General features: G+C 67.7%; 15 protein-coding genes. 7 read left to right on the top strand and 8 right to left on the bottom strand.

The window, feature by feature from the left end; all coding sequences use genetic code 11:
* Nucleotides 1-1056 carry a ubiquinol oxidase subunit II gene (cyoA, locus tag EJI01_RS01555; protein ID WP_126835353.1) on the bottom strand — a complete coding sequence of 352 codons (1056 nt, stop codon included), beginning with the start codon at nt 1054-1056 and terminating at the stop codon, nt 1-3.
* A 172-nt stretch (nt 1057-1228) separates the two neighbouring features.
* Here cyoA and EJI01_RS01550 point away from each other — a divergent pair, with 172 nt between their 5' ends.
* The gene (locus EJI01_RS01550; RefSeq protein ID WP_126835352.1) at nt 1229-2572 is read left to right on the top strand and encodes an MFS transporter; all 1344 of its coding nucleotides are present in this window, start codon (nt 1229-1231) and stop codon (nt 2570-2572) included.
* Nucleotides 2569-3159, top strand: coding sequence for a 2'-5' RNA ligase family protein (locus EJI01_RS01545; RefSeq protein WP_126835351.1), 591 nt, complete (start codon nt 2569-2571; stop codon nt 3157-3159). Before EJI01_RS01550 ends, EJI01_RS01545 begins: the two co-directional genes overlap by 4 nt.
* 23 nt (nt 3160-3182) lie before the next feature.
* On the opposite strand, the gene EJI01_RS01540 is transcribed toward EJI01_RS01545, so the two are convergent.
* The 4 genes from EJI01_RS01540 to EJI01_RS01525 all read right to left on the bottom strand — a co-directional run bounded on the left by EJI01_RS01540 (nt 3183) and on the right by EJI01_RS01525 (nt 7176).
* A complete protein-coding gene (locus EJI01_RS01540) occupies nt 3183-3662 on the bottom strand; it encodes a tetratricopeptide repeat protein (RefSeq protein WP_126835350.1) in 480 nt (159 codons plus the stop codon).
* A gap of 66 nt (nt 3663-3728) precedes the next feature.
* Nucleotides 3729-4835, bottom strand: coding sequence for an alpha/beta fold hydrolase (locus EJI01_RS01535; RefSeq protein WP_126835349.1), 1107 nt, complete (start codon nt 4833-4835; stop codon nt 3729-3731).
* A gap of 332 nt (nt 4836-5167) precedes the next feature.
* On the bottom strand, nt 5168-6157 hold the full coding sequence (locus EJI01_RS01530) for an NAD(P)-dependent oxidoreductase (protein ID WP_126835348.1): 990 nt from the start codon (nt 6155-6157) through the stop codon (nt 5168-5170).
* Nucleotides 6154-7176 (bottom strand): NAD(P)-dependent oxidoreductase, encoded by a 1023-nt coding sequence (locus EJI01_RS01525; RefSeq protein ID WP_126835347.1) that lies wholly within the window; start codon nt 7174-7176, stop codon nt 6154-6156. Before EJI01_RS01525 ends, EJI01_RS01530 begins: the two co-directional genes overlap by 4 nt.
* 109 nt (nt 7177-7285) lie before the next feature.
* Between EJI01_RS01525 and EJI01_RS01520 the strand changes: the two genes are divergently transcribed.
* Nucleotides 7286-7876 carry a TetR/AcrR family transcriptional regulator gene (locus EJI01_RS01520; protein ID WP_126835346.1) on the top strand — a complete coding sequence of 197 codons (591 nt, stop codon included), beginning with the start codon at nt 7286-7288 and terminating at the stop codon, nt 7874-7876.
* On the opposite strand, the gene EJI01_RS01515 is transcribed toward EJI01_RS01520, so the two are convergent.
* Genes EJI01_RS01515 through EJI01_RS01505 form a run of 3 tightly spaced genes read right to left on the bottom strand, consistent with a single transcriptional unit; the run spans nt 7841 to nt 13197 of the window.
* The gene (locus EJI01_RS01515) at nt 7841-8899 is read right to left on the bottom strand and encodes a DUF72 domain-containing protein (RefSeq protein ID WP_126835345.1); all 1059 of its coding nucleotides are present in this window, start codon (nt 8897-8899) and stop codon (nt 7841-7843) included. The genes EJI01_RS01520 and EJI01_RS01515 overlap by 36 nt on opposite strands.
* A 37-nt stretch (nt 8900-8936) precedes the next feature.
* Nucleotides 8937-9830, bottom strand: coding sequence for a DNA-binding response regulator (locus tag EJI01_RS01510; RefSeq protein ID WP_126835344.1), 894 nt, complete (start codon nt 9828-9830; stop codon nt 8937-8939).
* Complete coding sequence (locus tag EJI01_RS01505) at nt 9814-13197, bottom strand: ATP-binding protein (RefSeq protein ID WP_260602266.1); 3384 nt, start codon at nt 13195-13197, stop codon at nt 9814-9816. The genes EJI01_RS01510 and EJI01_RS01505 overlap by 17 nt, the downstream gene beginning before the upstream one ends.
* A gap of 241 nt (nt 13198-13438) precedes the next feature.
* Between EJI01_RS01505 and urtA the strand changes: the two genes are divergently transcribed.
* The 4 genes from urtA (at nt 13439) to urtD (ending at nt 17841) form a co-directional block, all read left to right on the top strand.
* Nucleotides 13439-14701: an urea ABC transporter substrate-binding protein gene (gene urtA, locus EJI01_RS01500; protein WP_126835342.1), complete on the top strand. Its 1263-nt coding sequence runs from the start codon at nt 13439-13441 to the stop codon at nt 14699-14701.
* Nucleotides 14702-14825: 124 nt separating this feature from the next.
* Entirely contained in the window at nt 14826-15740 is a 915-nt protein-coding gene (gene urtB, locus EJI01_RS01495) for an urea ABC transporter permease subunit UrtB (protein WP_126835341.1), read from the top strand.
* Between the two features lie 139 nt (nt 15741-15879).
* Nucleotides 15880-17085, top strand: a complete 1206-nt coding sequence (urtC, locus tag EJI01_RS01485) for an urea ABC transporter permease subunit UrtC (protein ID WP_126835340.1) — start codon at nt 15880-15882, stop codon at nt 17083-17085.
* A 9-nt stretch (nt 17086-17094) separates the two neighbouring features.
* The gene (urtD, locus tag EJI01_RS01480; protein WP_126835339.1) at nt 17095-17841 is read left to right on the top strand and encodes an urea ABC transporter ATP-binding protein UrtD; all 747 of its coding nucleotides are present in this window, start codon (nt 17095-17097) and stop codon (nt 17839-17841) included.
* The last annotated feature ends 107 nt before the right edge of the window (nt 17842-17948 follow it).

Here is a 17948-nt window from a genome sequence, read left to right as displayed (position 1 = left end):
TTACTGGATCGTCCGGGCGGCGAGCGGCGCACCGGTTGGGTTGTCGACGGTGCAGATTTCGGCGGCGAGGGTGCGCACGGGCAAGCCCAGATCGCCGCGCGGCACGGTCGTCATCGCCAGCGGCGAGAGGCCGCCGCGGCCCGCGCCGCCGTTGGCGTCGATCGCCATCATGTGCTTCATGCACATCTTGCCGGGCTCCACGCAGCGGTTGACGATGGCGTCGTACAGGCCCGGCGCCACGCTGGCATAGCGGCGCACCGGCTCGCGCTCGCTCGGGCGTTCGAGCTGCATGTAGCCCTCACGGGTGAGTGTCTGGCCTTCGGCCTTGTTCTTCTGCACCCAGCGATCGAAGTCGGCCTGGCTCATGCCGTGGAACTTGAAGCGCATGCCCGAGAAGCCGGCGCCGCTGTAGTTAGCGGAGATGCCTTCGTAGGTGCCGGCCTTGTTCATCACCGCGTGCAGCTTGGTTTCCATGCCGGGCATGGCATAGATCTGGCCGGCGAGCGCGGGGATGTAGAAGGAGTTCATGACCGAGGAGGCCGTGATCCGGAACTGGATCGGCATGTCCACCGGCGCCGCGACCTCGTTGACCGTGGCGATGCCTTGCTCCGGATACAGGAACAGCCATTTCCAGTCCAGCGCCACCACCTCCACCACCAGCGGCTTCGCGTTGGCGGGCACCGGGCGCCGTGAATCGATGCGGTCGAGCGGCCGGTAGGGATCGAGCGTGTGCGTGCTGATCCAGGTCAGCGCGCCGAGCGCGATGATGATCAGGAGCGGCGCGGCCCAGATCACCAGTTCGAGCTGCGTCGAATGGTCCCAGTCCGGCTTGTAGGTCGCCTCGGTGTTGGACTCCCGATACTTCCAGGCGAAGAAGAAGGTCAAGGCGATGACCGGCACGATGATCAGCAGCATCAGCATCGTGGACACCACAATCAGCCGGCCCTGCTGGGCGGCCACGTCGCCGGACGGGTTGAGCACCACCATGTTGCAGCCCGCCAGCAGGGCAGCGAGCACGAGGAGGGCCGGTCCGCGAAGGGTCTTGAGGAGTGGCATGCCTGGAGCGAGGAAAAAACGTAGGCCGCGGGAAAACGCGGATTGCGGATGAGCGCAAAATGTACGTCCATCGACCCTGTTTGGCGATTGGACGTTTTGTCCTATGGCGTAAAACCGCATCTGATGCGACCCTGAGCGACCTTGCAAGCCCCCTGAACCCGAAGCACGCACGATGTCCAGCATCAGCCACGCCCCTTCCGAACCCTCGTCCGAAACCCTCGAGAGGGATGCCCGCCTCATCACTGCCGACCATTCGAAGGTCGCGCCGGGCGAAATCGCGGTCGGCGTGGTCATCGGGCGCGCATCCGAATATTTCGACTTCTTCGTCTATGGCATCGCGTCGGTGCTGGTGTTCCCGGCCCTGTTTTTTCCGTTCGAGGACCTGCTGCAGGGAACACTCTACGCCTTCGTGATCTTTTCCTTCGCCTTTATCGCGCGGCCTATCGGCACCGTGATCTCGATGGCGGTGCAGCGGCGCTGGGGGCGCGGCACCAAGCTGACCATGGCGCTGTTCCTGCTGGGCACCTCCACCGTCGGCATCGCGTTCCTGCCCGGTTATGAGACCGCGGGTTTCGCGGCCATCGTGCTGCTCTCGATCTTCCGCATCGGCCAAGGGCTCGCGTTGGGCGGCTCCTGGGACGGCTTGCCCTCGCTGCTGGCGCTCAACGCACCCCCGAATCGCCGCGGCTGGTATTCGATGCTGGGCCAGCTCGGCGCGCCGGTGGGCTTCATCATCGCCAGCGGTCTGTTCGCGTTCCTCTATGCGAGCCTTTCCGAGGCCGACTTCCTTTCGTGGGGATGGCGCTACGCCTTCTTCGTTGCGTTCGCGATCAACGTCGTGGCGTTGTTCGCGCGGCTTCGGCTGGTGGTCACGCACGAGTACGAGCGGCTGCTCGACGAGCAGGAACTGGAACCCACCGACGTGGTCGAGCTCGTTCGCAACGAAGGCTCCAACCTGCTGATCGGCGCCTTCGCCGCGCTGGCCAGCTATGCACTGTTCCACCTGATCACCGTGTTCCCGCTGTCGTGGATCCGGCTGTATTCGGAGCAGTCCATCACCGAATTCCTCGGCATCCAGATCGTCGGCGCATTCCTCGCGGCCGGCGGCATCGTCGCCTCGGGCTGGATCGCCGACCGCTTCGGCCGGCGCCAGACGCTGGGCGTGCTGGCGATCCTGATCGCGGTCTTCAGCGGCTTCGCGCCGATCCTGCTCGACGGCGGCACCGTGGGCCAGGACATCTTCATCCTGGTCGGCTTCGTGCTGCTGGGCCTGTCCTACGGCCAGGCCGCGGGCACCGTGACTTCCAATTTCAGCTCCAAGTACCGCTACACCGGAGCGGCGCTCACCTCGGACCTGGCCTGGCTCGTCGGCGCCGCGTTCGCGCCGCTGGTGGCGCTGGGCCTGTCGGCGCACTTCGGGCTCGCCTACGTCAGCGTCTATCTGCTGTCGGGTGCGGCGTGCACGCTGGCGGCGCTGGGCATCAACCGCGCGCTCGAGGCCCGCGACCAGCCGTGACGCCCGTGCAGCCATTGTTCGACGGCGTGGCAGCCCGGCCACCGTCGACCGACCGGCTGTTCTTCGCGCTGCTTCCTGACGCGGCCGCGATCGCGCGCATCGAGAAGCTCGTGCGCGACCTGCAGAGCGATTTCGGGCTGAAGGGCAAGCCGCTCGGCGCGAAGCGCTTTCATGTGACGCTGCATGTCGTGGGCGACTTTCCGCACTTTCCGCAGGAGCATGCAGACGCGTCGGTCAGGGTCGCGCAAGCAGCGACTGCCACGCCGACCTTCAAGCTCGGCTTCGACCGCGTCGGCAGCTTCTCGCGCAATGCACGCAACATGCCGCTGGTGCTGTTGGGCGAAGACGGCCTGGTGGGCGTGAGGGCACTTCAGCAAGCCCTGGATCTCGCGATGGCACAGATCGGCCTCGGCCACGGCGTCCGCGAGCACTACACGCCGCACCTGACGCTGCTCTATGACGATCGCCACGTCGCCACGCGGCCGATCGAGCCCATCACCTGGACGGCGCGCGAGTTCGTCCTCGTGCGCAGCCTGATCGGCCAGAGCCGCCACGAGGTGCTGGCGCGCCTGCCGCTGCGCGGCTGAGCGCGGGCTCGCCGCGGCAGCGCTCAGGGCTCCGGGACGTACGTGTTGCCGGCCGCCTTGTAGCGCTCGATGGCAAGGCTGAGCCGCTCCTGTTCGAAGCAGGCGTTGTTGCAGACCAGCTTCAGCGTCGTCAGCCGCTGTTCCGCCTTGGGCAGGTTGTTCAGCACCAGGTAGAGCTCGCCGGAGTACGAGAGCGCTCCGCGGTGGCTGGGCTCGATGCGCAGCGCGGTGTCGTAGAAGCGTTCGGCCGCAACATAGTCGGGCGTCTTGGCCTTGCGCAGGCTGAAGCCCATTAGGTTGTTCCAGTCGGGGTCGTTCGGGGCATTCACGCCCTGCAATTCCGCGATGGCGCCTTTCCAGTCCTTGGCCTCGACCAGCGCTCTCGCGTTCGCGAGGCGGATCGAAGCCGGCAGCGATGCCGCGTCCACGGCATGCACGCTCTGGTGCAGCGAGAGTGCGGCCAGAAGAGAGCAGGCGGTGAGGCTGAAGGTCGTCTTGGTCATGCTTCCGAGAATAGGCAGCGGCGCCGGCCTCGTCTTGAAGATTTGCGCCATCGCCGGCCTCGCGCGTCAGGCGGTCAGCTTGCCGAAGCCCGAATCGCGCGCCAGCACGATCGCGCGGCCGCGGTTGTCGACCTCCAGCTTGGCGAACACGCTGGTCAGGTGGTTGCGCACCGTCTTTTCGGACAGCCCCAGCGTCGCTGCGATCTGCGCGTTGTCGCGGCCCTGGGCCAGCAGTTCGAGCAATTGGCGCTCCCGACCGGTGAGCGCATCGAACACCGGGTCGTGCGCCGGCGCCGCGGTGGGCAGGAAGCTGCGCACCTCGGCAAGCCATTGCGCCCAGCCGGGCTCGTCGAGCAGCAGGTGATTGCCGCTGTCGATAGGCACGAAGCGGGCCCCGGGGATGCCGCTCGCGATCAGCCGCCCTTCGGCGAAGGGCACGCGGAGATCGCGCATGCTGTGCAGCACCAGCGTCGGGCAGCGCACCTCGGCCAGAAGATGCGTGACGTCGATGCGGTTGAACTCGCGCATGAAGCGCACGGCATTGGCGGGCGAGGTCGAGATGCGCTCCAGCTCGTTGAACCAGCGGTGCTGCTCGGCCGAGCCGCCGGGAATGAACTGGCTGGTGAAGAACTGGCGGAACGACGCGTCCTCCTTGCCCCAGCCCAGTTCGGCCAGCTTGCACATCATCTCGGCTTCCTCGCGCTGTTCGGGCGTATTGCTGCGCACCAGGCGCCCGCGCGCGTAGCCGCCATGCAGCACCAGGTCCGTGACCCGCTCCGGATGCTTCGCCGCGTAGGCGATGGCGATCGATGCGCCCTGCGAGATGCCGAGCAGGCTGAAGCGCTCGGAGCCCAGCGCATCGACCACGGTTTCGAGATCGCGCAGCCAGCTGTCGAAGCCCAGATCGTCGACCTCCCAGTCCGACAGGCCGCAGCCGCGCTCGTCGTAGCGCACGAAGCTGGCGTTGGCCGAGAGCCCGTGCAGCACGTGGCGCCACACCGGGCTTTCCCAGTCGTATTCGAGGTGTGACAGCCAGGTCGCGGCCTTGATCAGCAGCGGGCCGCTGCCGGACAACGCGTAGGCCAGCTTCACCTGGTCGTGGCCACGCGCGAAGCGTATTTCCTGCCGCGGGCGCGGCGGGCCGGCGGCCGATAGATGACTCGACTTCTGCACGGCCCTTAGTTGAGGACGTTTGTCTCACATGGTCAATCGACCAGATGGCCGGTGCGACCGGTGCCCTAGGGCCTGTTAACGCTATTTGCGGGGATCGCGTTGCCCAGCCAAGGGGCTGGACGCAAGGCGCCCGCGCGCAGCAAGGCTTGCGCCTTGCAAGCGCGGGCAACGCCGCAGGCGGCCCCTTGGCTGGGCAACCCGAAGGGAAGGCCTGCCAGGGCGGGCCACACGGCGTTGCGCTCCTTGTGCGTGCCGACGCACGCACGGCGTCGCGCGCCTTGATTGGCCCGCCCTGGCAGGCCTTCGCGACCCCGCTATAGCGTTAACAGGCCCTAGAGCAAGCGCCGGATCTCCGTGCCGAAGCCCTGGAGCCGCTCGACCACATAGGCCGGATCCAGCAACTCCTCGGGGTGGTAGAGGCCCGGCACGACCTCCGAGCCGCCGGCCAGGCCCAGCAGCCGCTCGACGGCCAGGGCGACGCCGCGCGCGCTGAGGCCCGAGTAGACGTCGCCGTCGATCAGCGCGTGGCGCGTTGCGCCCTGACTGCCGCCGTGCAGCTCGCCCGCGATCTCCACGATCACCTCGTGCGAGGGCGCCGCGCGCCGCCGGCCCTCCCTGACCGCGAGGTCGACCCGGATCGACGGTGCGCCGGTCGCGGCGGCGAGACTCACCACGTCGAGCAGGGGATAGGCTTGCCCCTTGTGCGCGCGGCCGTCGGCATCGACAAGGCGCCGCTTGGTTTCGGCTTCGTTCGCCCACAGCCAGCGCCCTTGATGCCGCAGCAGGGGACGCGGCGTGCCATGGCCAAGGCGTTCGATGTCGGCCTGCGCGACCGGCCCACCGAGGTCGTCGGCATCGAGCAGGCCACCGATCGCGATCGAATCGACGCGGCGGAATTCGCGCGCGAAGTGCAGTGCGGCAAGCGCCGCCGTGCCGCCCAGGTACTGGCCCAGCAGCAGGACAGGCGCGCTGTTCGGCTTGCGAACATGGAGCGCCACTTCCGGTCCGATGTCGAATACGAAATCGGAGAAGGACACATAGGGCAGGGCGCGCGCCTGCGCAAAGCGCATCGAGTGCAGGCCGGCGTCCTTCAGCAGCACGACCACGACGCTGTAGCCGGCATCGGCCGGCAGGCCCAGGTCCCGGCGGCCGAGGTCGATCTTCACGGCGCCGGCGCCGCCGATCTCGCGTGCGAGCGCGGCGGCCTTGGCGAGATCGCGCGCACCGATCGCGATCGGCAACCCGGGCTGCAGTTGGCGCAGCGTGCGCGCGGCCCGGCTGCCCACCAGGCCGGACCCGCCGATGAACAGGACCGGCTTCATGCCAGGCCTCCCTCGACGACCCGCAGGCCGGCCTCCTGCAGGCGCCGAAGCGCATAGCCCGGCTCGATCAGCACGTCGGGCAGGTACAGCCCGGGCGGCACTGCGGCGCCGCCGGCCAGGCCGAGCAGGCGCTCGATGCCGAGCGCCACGCCCACGGCTGTCACCGGCGCCTGGCCGCCCGGATGCACCAGCACATGGCGCGTGCGGCCCGGCTGGCCGTTGCGCTTCAGCCGGCCGCTCATCTCGACGATGATCTCGGTCGAGAAGGGCTCGCCGCGCCGGCGCGACGCGCTCTCGCCGACGGCCAGGTCCACGCGGATCGCGCTAGCGTCGGTGGCGGCGCCCAGGCTCAGCACATCCAGCGGCGCGTAGGCCTGGCCCTGCTGTTCGACACCTGCCGAATCCTCGAAGCGACGCGCGGCGTCGTCGCCGGTCGCCCATATCCAGTGCCCGTTCTTCAGGATCTGCGCGCTCGCCGCGGCCTGGGTGATGCGTTCGTAATCGACGTAGGCCGCGGGACCGCCCATGTCCTTCTCGTCGAGCACGAGCGAGATCTCGATCGTCTCGACGGCCTCGAACCCGGCCGCGAAATGCAGCGTCGCAAAGGTGGCCGCGCCGGCCAGCCAGTTGCTGGCCATGAGGACCGGTGCGCTCTTCGGCTTGCGAATGAACCAGGCCACCTCCGGCCCGATCTCGAAGCTGGCGCTGGAGACGCTCAGGTAGGGAAGGCCGTTCGCCTGCGCGTAGTCCAGCGAATGCATCGTGTCGTCCTTCAAAAACATCGCGACGGCGCTGTAGCGCCCGCCGGCGGGCTGGCCCAGGTCGGCGCGCGAGAGGTCGATCACCACCGCGTCCGCCTGGCCGATCTCCCGCGCCACCGCTTCGGCTTTGGCCAGGTCGCGCCCGCCGATGGAGATAGGCAGTTCAGGGTGGAGGCGGCGCAAGGCCTTCGCGGCCTGGGCGCCGACGACGCCCGAGCCGCCGATGATGAGCACGGGTTTTATTGAAGACGCTGGCATGGTGGGAACTCCTGTCCGGGATTGGTAAGATGCGATCTACAACGAGTAACTTACTACTGGTAAGTTACTGAAAGTAGAATCCAGACCGAAGACGCTGTCAAGCCGCCCCATGAACGACCCTTCGCCCAGAAAGCTCTCCAAGGCCGAGCGCCGCGAACAGCTGCTCGAGACCGCGCTCGCCATCGTGCGCGAGCAGGGCACCGACGCCCTCACGCTCGGCTACCTGGCCGAGCGCGCCGGCGTGAGCAAGCCGATCGCCTACGAACATTTCAAGACGCGCTCGGGCCTGCTGATCGCGCTCTACGAGCAGATCGACAACCGCCAGGTCGCGGCGCTGCTGCTGGCGCTCGAACGAACGCCGCGCCGGCTGGAAGAGGTGGCGCGGGTGGTCAGCACCGCCTACATGACCTGCTTCACTTCGGTAGGCCCCGAATGGCATGCGATCTCGGCCGCACTCAAGGGCGACGAGGAAATGGAGGCCTTCCAGCGCGAGCTGATCGACAGCTACGTCGCCCTCTACCGCGACGCGCTCGCTCCCTATTCGAAGCTGCCCGAGGACGAACTGCGCCTGCGCTGCGTCGGCATCATCGGCGCCGGCGACGCGATCGCGCGCGACATGGTCCGCGGCCGCATCGACGAGGCCGCGGCGGCGGCGAGCCTGGCCTCATTGATCGTCGGCTGGCTGGCGTCCAAGGCCTAGGACCTCTGCCAGTGCGAGCACCGACAACGGCGCCGAGCCTTCGGCCTTGTTGTTGATCGTCACGTAGGCCGCGTGGCCCGCGCCGGTGGTGGCGGCAATCACGCGGGCCAGCGTCCCGCGCGTCTCGGGGTCCGGGTCCACCAGCTTGTCGAAGGGCTCGTAGAGCTGCTTGGCTTCCTCGTAGCCGTAGGCGCCGTGCAGCCGGTTGAGATTCCAGCGGCACACCAGCGGACCCGGCCACAGCGCGCGCAGCACCGGCAGCTGTTCGGCGATCGGCGGCATCTTAGGATGCAGGCCGAGACAGTAGGTGGCGCCGGCCCCGCGCAGCACGTCGGCGAAAGCAGGCGTCAGGAACTCGGGATTGCGCACCTCGACCGCGATCACACCCTCCGGCGCGGCCGGGCGCAGCGCGGGCAGGGCCTGCAGCATGCGGCGCAGGCGCTGCAGCAATTCCGGCATCTGCGTCAGCATCGGTGCCGGCAGCGGGCTCAGCTGGAACACGAGCGCGCCGAGCTTCGCGCCCAGGCCGTCGAGCGCCGGCTGCACGAAATCCTGCGCCGCCAATGCCGGATCGAGGAAGGCCGGATTGGGCTGCATGCCGCGCCCGTCCTCGCCGCGTACCAGCGCATCGGCGACAAGACCGGGCGCCTTGACGACGAAGCGGAAGTCCTCGGGCACCTGCTGCGCATAGGCGGCGAACTGGCTGGCCGACAGCGCACGGTAGAAGCTGCGGTCCACGCTGACGGTGCGCAGCAGCGGATGCTGCGCATAGGCCTCGAGCCCGTGCTTCGACAGCACCGATTGCTCGTACTCGCCGTCCCAGACCAGTCCGGCCCAGCCGGGGAAGAACCAGGAGGAGGTGCCGAGCCGCAGCTGCGGCGGCAGCGTTCTTGCCAGCGCCTGCTGCGCAGCATCGGCCGGGGCGGACCGGACTTTGGCCGCAGCAGCCGAGCCGGTGCGCTTCTTCGGCGCGGGCGAAGCGGGTGCGGGTTCGTTAGGGTCGTCGAAGAGCGAGTCTTGCATCGTGTGGCGGGAGGGCACAACATTCTCGACCAAGCTCCTAACCCAGTTGCCCGCTCGCCAATGCAGCTGCGGCCGAGCGCGTCTCGACGCCCAGCTTCTCGAAGATGTGTTCCAGGTGCTTGTTGACCGTGCGCGGGCTCATGCCGAGGATCTCGCCGATGTCGCGGTTGGTCTTGCCCTTGGCGAGCCAGGACAGTACCTCGGTCTCGCGCGGCGTCAGCGCCGCATCGGCCAGGCGGGAGGTGCCGGCAGGGCCCTCCTTGTGCGGTGCCAGCAGCAGCATCGTTTCGCCCAGCGTGGCGGTGCCCAGGTTGCGCACCGACAGGCGGGTGCCGGCCAGGGTCGAAAGCACCACGCTCGCGCCGCCCGTGAGCACCGGGTCCAGCGCCACCGGCAACTGGCCGGGCGCCGAGGGCTCGCCCAAGGCATGCAGCCACAGCGCAGCCTGCGGCGAGCGCCAGGCCACGCGGCCCTGCGCATCGATCAGCACCACGCCCATGCCCGCCACGTCGACCGCGTCGCGCGCCATGCGCGCGATGTGGGCGTTGCGCGCATGCGTGTGCAGGCGCGCCAGCACCTCCTGTGCGCGGATCGGCTTGATCACGTAGTCGACGCCGCCGCTCTCGAAGCCTTCGACCACGTGCGGCGTTTCGGAAAGCCCGGTCATGAAGAGCACCGGGATATGGGCCAGCGCCGCATTGGCCTTGATGCGCCGGCAGGTGTCGAAGCCCGACAGGCCGGGCATCAGGCCGTCGAGCAGGATCGCGTCGGGCACCACCAGCTCCAGAAGGCGCAGCGCCGATTCGCCATCGCCCGCCACCAGCACCGTGTAGCCGCTGGCCTCCAGCGTGTCGCACAGCACACCCAGGCTGCTCGGCGCATCGTCGACCACCAGCACCACGGGCCGTTCGCTTTCAGGGGTTGGACACATGCAGCAGATCCTCCGACAAGGCTTTCTTGAACTCCTCGAGCTCGAAGCGCATGACCATGCGCCGCAGGTAGCTGCAGCTGGCGGCCAGCGCCGCATCTTCGGCAGCGAGGCGGTCGAGCGCACGCTGGAGCCCGCGCACATGGCCGAGCTGCACCAGGCTCATCAGCTCGGCGCGCGCGTCTTCCGGCAGGCCCAGCTGCTGCGGCGGTGCGGCTTCGGCCGGCGGTGGTGCATGGCCGGGCACCATCCATTCGAGGCCCAGGTGGCGCTCCAGCGTCAGGATCAGTTCGGACTCGATCACCGGCTTGCCGATGAAGGCCTGGCAGCCGGAAGCGCGGAGTCGCTCGCCCTGGTTCTCGAACACGTTGGCCGAGACGATCACGATCGGCACCGCGTCGAAGCCGGCGGCGCGAATGAGTTGTGCCGTCTGCCAGCCGTCCATGTCGTCCATGCTGATGTCGAGCAGGATGGCCGAGGGCACGTGCTCGCGCAGGCTGTCGAGGCACTCGGTGCCGCTGGCGGCCTCGCGCACGTCGAAGCCTAGCGGCGCCAGCATGCCGGCCAGCATCTGCCGCTGCACCGGCTGGTCGTCCACCACCAGCAGCGTGCGGCGCGGGCCGAAGTAGCCGGAGATCTGGCGCTGCGGCTCGGCCTGCGGCCCGGGATCGGGCACCTCGCGCAAGTAGACGCGCACGCTGAAGGTGCTGCCGGTGGCCGAGCTCGTCGCCAGGTTGAGCTCGCCGCCCATCAGCGAGGTCAGCAGGCCGGTGATGGTCAGGCCCAGACCGGTGCCCGGTTCGCCGCGCTGGCGGCCGGCGGCGCCGCGTTCGAAGGGCAGGAAGATGCGCTGGTGGTCCTGGGGCGCGACGCCGATGCCGGTGTCGACGACATCGAAGCGCAGCACCTGCCGGCGCGCGTCGACATGCAGCGTGACCGTGCCGGAATCGGTGAAGCGCACCGCGTTCGCGAGCAGGTTGATCAGGATCTGCCGCAGCCGCTTGGCATCCGCCTGCACCCAGGCCGGCAGCCGTCCGCTCTTGGTGAAGACGAAGGCCAGGCCCTTGGCCTCGGCCTGCGGGCGCACCATGCGCACCACCTCGTCGAGGAACTCGGGCAAGGGCAGCGGCATGCGCTCCAGCTGCAGCCGGCCGGCCTCGATGCGCGCCAGGTCGAGCAGGCCGTCGATCAGGCTCAGCATGTGCTCGCCGCTCGCGTGGATGGTCTGCAGCGCGTCGCGCGGCGGGATCTGCTTGCCGTCTTCCTTCAGCAGGATCTGCGAGTAGCCGAGGATGCTGTTGAGCGGCGTGCGCAGCTCGTGCGTCATGCCGGCCACGTAGCGCGTCTTGGCCTGGTTGGCGGCCTCGGCCGCGTCCTTGGCGGCCTGCAGCGCAGCGTCGGTGCGCTGGTGCGCCTCGATCTCCAGCGTGAGCAGGTGGTTGTGGCGGTTCGATTCCTCCTGCGCCATCTCGCGGCTTTCGCTGCCGAGCACCACCCACCAGGCGCCCAGCGCAGCGGACAGCGAGAGCAGCGCGAAGGCCTTGAGGAAGGCATCGCGCAGCGCGCCGCGCTCGACCGTGCTCTGGATCAGCTGCTGCTCGTACACCACGCCCATGATCACGGCCAGGAGCAGGATGAAGGAGCTCGCCACCACCAGATAGCGTGCCACGCGGAAGTTGAGCCGCGCCGAGAGCGCGGGCGGCAGCAGCGCCGTCAGCCAGGTGTTGACCTGCTCGGCCGCGCGCGAGCCGGTCTTGCAGCGGTCGTGGCAGCGCGACTCCAGCGTGCAGCACAGCGAGCAGATCGGCGCGTTGTAGGCCGGGCAGTGGGCCATATCCTCCGATTCGAAGGCGTTCTCGCACACCGAGCACTTCACGCTCTGGCCCGCCGCCCAGGGCGTGTCGCTGCTGCGCGCGAGGTAGTAGCGGCCGCGCGTCCACCAGGCGAGCAGCGGCGAGACGATGAGGGCGGTCAGGAGCGCGATGAAGGGCGAGAAGGCCTGCGCCAGCGGACCCAGCGCGCCGGCATAGGCCACGATGCCCAGCAGCGCCGCCACCAGCATCGCGCCCAGCCCGACGGGATTGATGTCGTAGAGGTGCGCGCGCTTGAACTCGATGTGCCTCGGGCTCCAGCCCAGCGGCTTGTTGACGACAAGGTCGGCCACCAGCGCGCCGACCCAGGCGATCGCGAGGTTGCTGTAGAGGCCCAGCACGTTCTCGAGCGCGGCGAACACGCCCAGCGTCATCAGGAGCACCGCAATCATCACGTTGAACACGAGCCAGACCACGCGGCCCGGATGGCTGTGCGTGAGCCGCGCGAAGAAATTCGACCAGGCCAGCGAGCCGGCATAGGCGTTGGTGAGGTTGATCTTGATCTGCGAGACCACTACGAAGAGCGTGGTGGCGCCCAGCACCCAGGCCGGATTGCCGAACACGTAGCCGAAGCCGGCCAGGTACATCTGCGTCGGCTCCACCGCCTGCTCGCTCGGGATCTGGTGCTGCAGCGCAAGGAAGGCCAGGAAGGCGCCGCCCAGCATCTTCAGCATGCCCGGCACGATCCAGCCCGCGCCGGCGATCAGCACGGCGCCCCACCAGCGCCGGCGGTTGACAGGCGTCTTCTCCGGCAGGAAGCGCAGGTAGTCGACCTGCTCGCCGATCTGCACCACCAGCGAGAAGGCCACCGTCGCGCCGGCGCCGAACATGACGGCGTCGAAGCCGCTGCTCGATGAGATGCGGCCCGAGAGGCTGGTGAAATCGCCGAAGGCCTGTGGATTCTTCAGCAGCACGGCGATGTAGGGACAGACGAACAGCACCATCCAGATTGGCTGGGTCCACAGCTGCAGCCGCGAGATCAGGGTGATGCCGTACATCACGATCGGGATCACCACCAGCGACGAGACCAGGTAGCACGCGGGCAGCGGCCAGCCGAAGTAGAGCTGCAGCGCGAGCGCGAGGATGGCCGCCTCGAGCGCGAAGAAGATGAAGGTGAAGCTCGCGTAGATCAGCGATGTGAGCGTCGAGCCGAGATAGCCGAAGCCGGCGCCGCGCGTGAGCAGGTCCATGTCCAGCCCGTACTTGGCCGCGTAGTAGCCGATCGGCAGGCCGGTGAGGAAGGTGATCAGGCCCACCACCAGGATGGCCCACAGCGCGTTCGAGAAGCCGTAGGCGAGCGCGATGGTGCCGCCGATGGCTTCCAGCGCGAGGAAGGAGGTGGCGCCGAAGGCCGTGTTGGCGACCCGGAACTCCGACCACTTGCGAAAGCTGCGCGGCGTGTAGCGCAGCGCGTAGTCCTCCAGCGTCTCGTCGGCGACCCAGGCGTTGTAGTCGCGGCGAATCCTGAAGATCTTCTGGCCTGTCACAGATGGCTGCATGGTGTTCCGGCGCTCGGCAGTGGAAGGCATGCGTTGCAAGAAGCGCTCCCGCTGGGCCTCCGGGCAAGGCGGACAGTGTCGCCACGAGCTCGGCCAACCCCCGATACGTTGATTGACGTATTCGGATCGCGCGGCTCTCTTCCTAGAGTGGCGGCCAAGGTGCTCGGCGCACCGCCGGCTGGATGCACAGCGGTGGTGCGGAGGAGCCCGGCCTTTTCACAACCTGCCTGGAGAGCTCGATATGTCCCGCGACCCCCATACCTCCCTCGACCCGCTGCAGCTGCAGCGCCGCCGTCTGATCCAGGGCGCCGCCGCGCTGCCGATGCTGGGCCTCGGCGGCCTCGCCGTCGGCCAGCAGTTCCCGACGGCCAAGGTGAACACCACCAAGCTCGCGGTGACCGACACCGAGGTCACGGTCGGCCAGCTGCATTCGTCCACCGGCACGATGGCGATCTCCGAGACCGGCTCGATCCAGGCCGAGCAGCTCGCGATCGACGAGATCAACGCGATGGGCGGCATCCTCGGGCGCAAGATCAAGGTGATCAAGGAAGACGGCGCGTCCGACTGGCCGACCTTCGCGGAGAAGTCCAAGAAGCTCTTGGTCAACGACAAGGTCGCGACGGTGTTCGGCTGCTGGACCTCGGCCTCGCGCAAGGCGGTGCTGCCGGTGTTCGAGAAGGAGAACGGGCTCCTGTACTACCCGACCTTCTACGAAGGCCTGGAGCAGAGCAAGAACGTGATCTACACCGGCCAGGAGGCCACGCAGCAGATCATCTGGGGCTTGGACTGGGGTGCGAAGGAGAAGAAGGCCAAGACCTTCTTCCTGGTCGGCTCCGACTACATCTGGCCGCGTACCTCGATGAAGATCGCGCGCAAGCACATTGAGAACTTCCAGAAGGGCTCGGTCAAGGGCGAGGAGTACTACCCGCTGGGCCACACCAACTTCAACTCGCTGATCAACAAGATCAAGGTCGCCAAGCCCGACTGCATCTTCGCTGCGGTGGTGGGCGGCTCCAACGTCGCCTTCTACAAGCAGCTGAAGGCCGCGGGCATCACCGGCGACAAGCAGTTTCTCTTGACGCTGGCAGTCACCGAGGACGAGATGACGGGCGTGGGCGGCGAGAACTTCGCCGGCTTCTATTCGTCGATGAAGTACTTCCAGACGCTGCAGAACGAGAACAACAAGAAGTTCGTCGCCGCCTTCAAGGCCAAGTACGGCAAGGACGCGGTGATCGGCGACGTCACCCAGGCCGGCTACCTCGGCCCCTGGCTCTGGAAGGCCGCGGTCGAGAAGGCCGGCAGCTTCGACGTCGACAAGGTGGTCGCCGCCTCGCCGGGCATCGAGCTCAAGACGGCGCCCGAGGGCTACGTGAAGCTGGACGCCAACCACCACCTGTGGAGCAAGGCGCGCATCGGGCAAGGCTTGCCGGATGGGAGCTTCAAGGTTGTTGCCGAGTCGAGCGAATTGATCAAGCCCGATCCGTTCCCCAAAGGCTACCAGTAAGGACTTCGCTCCCTCCCCTCCGGGGGGGCAGGGTGGGGGCACGCGGCGCGCGCGTCGCCGCTGCTGGCCCCCATCCCAACCTTCCCCCAGAGGGGGAAGGAGTCACAACCAAGGGACCTTCGAGATGAATTTCAGTGACATGCTGAACATCGGCCTGATGCAGGGCTTCGCGGGCTTGAGCCTGTTCGCGGTGCTGCTGCTGATGGGCCTCGGGCTCGCGATCATCTTCGGCCAGATGGGCGTCATCAACATGGCGCACGGCGAATTCATGACGATCGGCGCCTACACGATCTATCTGGGCTCGACGCTGACCGAGGCGCATGCGCCGGCGTTCGCGCCGTACTACTTTCCGCTCGCGATCGCGATGGCGTTCGTGTTCGCCTTCATCGCCGGCTGGCTGGTGGAATGGGGGCTGATCCGCCATCTCTACAAGCGCCCGCTGGACACGCTGCTCGCCACCTGGGGCATCAGCCTCGGACTGCAGCAGATCTTCCGCACCGGCATCGGCCCCAAGGAAGTGAGCCCGACGCTGCCCGAGTGGCTGATGGGTTCGTGGGCGCCGGCCGAGGGTCTGGACATCCCGATCAACGGCCTCTTCGTGCTGGCGCTCACCGCCTTCGTCACGACGGGCATCCTGGTCGCGCTGCACCGGAGCCGCTGGGGCCTGCGCGTACGCGCCACGGTCGCCAATCGCCAGATGGCCAACGCGACCGGCATCGATACGAAGAAAACCGACCGCCTGACCTTCGCGATCGGCTGCGGCATCGCCGGCGTGGCGGGCGCGGCCTTCACCACCATCGGGTCCACCGGGCCGACCTCGGGCCAGCTCTACATCGTCGACGCCTTCCTGGTCGTCACCTTCGGCGGCGCGGCCAGCCTGCTGGGCACGGTGGTCTCGGCCTTCGGCATCGCGCAGACGCAGTCGATCTCGGAGTTCTTCATCACCGGCTCGATGGCCAAGGTGCTGACGCTGTCGCTGATCGTGCTCATTCTGATGATGCGCCCGCAAGGCCTGTTCGCCGTCAAGGTGCGGCGATGAGAACCCACCCCCAGTCTTCGCGCACTTCGTGTCGCTACGCCAACCCCCTTGCAGGGGGCAACACCGGCGGCCCGGCAAAGCCGGTTCCGCGGTGTTCCTGGAATAAGGCGCGGATGCGACGTATCGGAGTCATCGCCAAATGAAAATGTTCATCGATTCGTTCAAGCGCTCAGGCCTGCTCAGCGTCATCGTGCTGGCGATCCTGCTGGCCGTCGTGCTGCCGGCGACGCTCGACATCTTCCGCCTCAACCTGGTCGGCAAGTACCTCACTTATGCCTTCGTCGCCGTCGGCCTGGTGATGGTGTGGGGCTACGGCGGCGTGCTGAGCCTGGGGCAGGGCGTCTTCTTCGGGCTCGGGGGCTACGCGATGGCGATGTTCCTGAAGCTGGAAGCTTCGGACCCCGAGACCACCAAGATCCAGTCGACGCCGGGCATTCCGGACTTCATGGACTGGAACCAGATCACCGAGCTGCCGATGCTCTGGCTGCCCTTCAAGAGCCTGCCGCTGACGCTGATCCTGGTGATCGCGTTGCCGACCGCGCTGGCCTGGCTGATCAGCTTCGCGATGTTCAAGCGCCGCGTCGGCGGCGTGTACTTCGCGATCATCACGCAGGCGGTGGCGCTCATTCTCTCGGTGCTGATCATCGGCCAGCAGGGCTACACCGGCGGCGTCAACGGCATGACCGACCTGAAGACGGTGCTCGGCTGGGACACGCGCACCGACAGCGCCAAGTACATCCTCTACTACCTCTGCGTCTGCCTGCTCATGGCCAGCATCCTGCTGTGCCTGTGGATCCAGAAGAGCAAGCTCGGCACCTTGCTGCTCGCCATGCGCGACAAGGAGGACCGGGTGCGCTTTTCGGGCTACGACGTCTCGAACTTCAAGGTCTTCACCTTCTGCCTCGCGGCCGCGCTCTCGGGCATCGGCGGTGCGATGTTCGCGCTGCAGGTGGGCTTCATGTCGCCGTCCTTCGTCGGCATCGTGCCGTCGATCGAGATGGTGATCTTCGCGGCCGTCGGGGGGCGCATGAGCCTGGTGGGCGCGGTCTACGGCGCGCTGCTGGTGAATGCCGGCAAGACCTTCTTTTCCGAGAGCTTCCCGGACCTGTGGCTGTTCCTGATGGCGGCGCTCTTCATCGGCGTCACGCTGGCCTTCCCGATGGGCCTGGCCGGGCTGTGGGACAGCCATCTCAGGCCCTGGTGGCTGCGACGTGCGGCCGAGCGCAAGCTGCATGCCGAGCAGCTCGCTGCCGCGCAGGCGCACTATCCGGAGCCGCCGCCGAAGGCGGGCCGCAGCGTCGACGAACCCTCGCTGCCCGACGGCGTCGGCAGCCAGAGCGCCTGAGGATTCTTCATGAGCAGCAACACCGATTTCGCGCTGGCAGTGGAAGACCTCAGCGTCTCTTTCGACGGCTTCAAGGCCATCGACGACCTCACCCTCTACATCGACCGCAACGAGCTGCGCGTGATCATCGGCCCCAACGGCGCCGGCAAGACCACCTTGCTCGACCTGATCTGCGGCAAGACCCGGGCCACGAGCGGCAGCATCAAATTCCGGAACACCGAGCTCACGAAGATGGCCGAGCACAAGCGCGTGCGGCTGGGCATCGGGCGCAAGTTCCAGACGCCTTCGATCTACGAGAACCTGAGCGTGTTCCAGAACCTCGAGGTGTCCTTTCCGAAAGGCCGCTCGGTGTTCGGCGCGCTGGCCTTCCGGTGCGACGAGGAAGTCAAGGCCAAGGTGCAGGCGGTGGCCGGAGACATCGGCCTGGCAGGCAAGCTGCGCGCCGAGGCCGGCCTGCTCTCGCACGGCCAGAAGCAATGGCTGGAGATCGGCATGCTGCTGATGCAGGAGCCCGAGCTCCTGATGCTCGACGAGCCGATCGCCGGCATGAGTGCGCGCGAGCGCGAGCTGACGGCCGATCTGCTCAGGCGCATCTGCAGGAACCGCGCGGTGATCGTGATCGAGCACGACATGGATTTCGTCAAGCAGATCGCGCACAAGGTCACCGTGATGCACCAGGGAAAGATCCTGGCCGAAGGGCCGATGGAGAAGGTGCAGGCCGATCCGAAGGTGATCGACGTCTACCTTGGGCACTGAGATGAATTCGATTCGCTGCGTCCTCCACGCGCTGGGGCGGGATCACGCCGACGGTGTGCTCTGCGGAGGGGGCCACCCGCTGTCCTCGGCACGCGCCCCGAACGCTT

Origin of the sequence: Variovorax sp. MHTC-1 (assembly GCF_003984645.1) — a bacterium.
Classification (GTDB): domain Bacteria; phylum Pseudomonadota; class Gammaproteobacteria; order Burkholderiales; family Burkholderiaceae_C; genus Variovorax.
This window is presented reverse-complemented; position numbering and strand designations above follow the sequence as displayed.

What these genes read in the sequence shown, in the direction of transcription:
- cyoA (WP_126835353.1), bottom strand. Translation starts at nt 1,056, where the DNA reads ATGCCACTCCTCAAGACCCTTCGCGGACCGGCCCTCCTCGTGCTCGCT.
- EJI01_RS01550 (WP_126835352.1), top strand. Translation starts at nt 1,229, where the DNA reads ATGTCCAGCATCAGCCACGCCCCTTCCGAACCCTCGTCCGAAACCCTC.
- EJI01_RS01540 (WP_126835350.1), bottom strand. Translation starts at nt 3,662, where the DNA reads ATGACCAAGACGACCTTCAGCCTCACCGCCTGCTCTCTTCTGGCCGCA.
- EJI01_RS01530 (WP_126835348.1), bottom strand. Translation starts at nt 6,157, where the DNA reads ATGAAGCCGGTCCTGTTCATCGGCGGGTCCGGCCTGGTGGGCAGCCGG.
- EJI01_RS01525 (WP_126835347.1), bottom strand. Translation starts at nt 7,176, where the DNA reads ATGCCAGCGTCTTCAATAAAACCCGTGCTCATCATCGGCGGCTCGGGC.
- EJI01_RS01520 (WP_126835346.1), top strand. Translation starts at nt 7,286, where the DNA reads ATGAACGACCCTTCGCCCAGAAAGCTCTCCAAGGCCGAGCGCCGCGAA.
- EJI01_RS01515 (WP_126835345.1), bottom strand. Translation starts at nt 8,899, where the DNA reads ATGCAAGACTCGCTCTTCGACGACCCTAACGAACCCGCACCCGCTTCG.
- EJI01_RS01510 (WP_126835344.1), bottom strand. Translation starts at nt 9,830, where the DNA reads ATGTGTCCAACCCCTGAAAGCGAACGGCCCGTGGTGCTGGTGGTCGAC.
- EJI01_RS01505 (WP_260602266.1), bottom strand. Translation starts at nt 13,197, where the DNA reads ATGCAGCCATCTGTGACAGGCCAGAAGATCTTCAGGATTCGCCGCGAC.
- urtA (WP_126835342.1), top strand. Translation starts at nt 13,439, where the DNA reads ATGTCCCGCGACCCCCATACCTCCCTCGACCCGCTGCAGCTGCAGCGC.
- urtB (WP_126835341.1), top strand. Translation starts at nt 14,826, where the DNA reads ATGAATTTCAGTGACATGCTGAACATCGGCCTGATGCAGGGCTTCGCG.
- urtC (WP_126835340.1), top strand. Translation starts at nt 15,880, where the DNA reads ATGAAAATGTTCATCGATTCGTTCAAGCGCTCAGGCCTGCTCAGCGTC.
- urtD (WP_126835339.1), top strand. Translation starts at nt 17,095, where the DNA reads ATGAGCAGCAACACCGATTTCGCGCTGGCAGTGGAAGACCTCAGCGTC.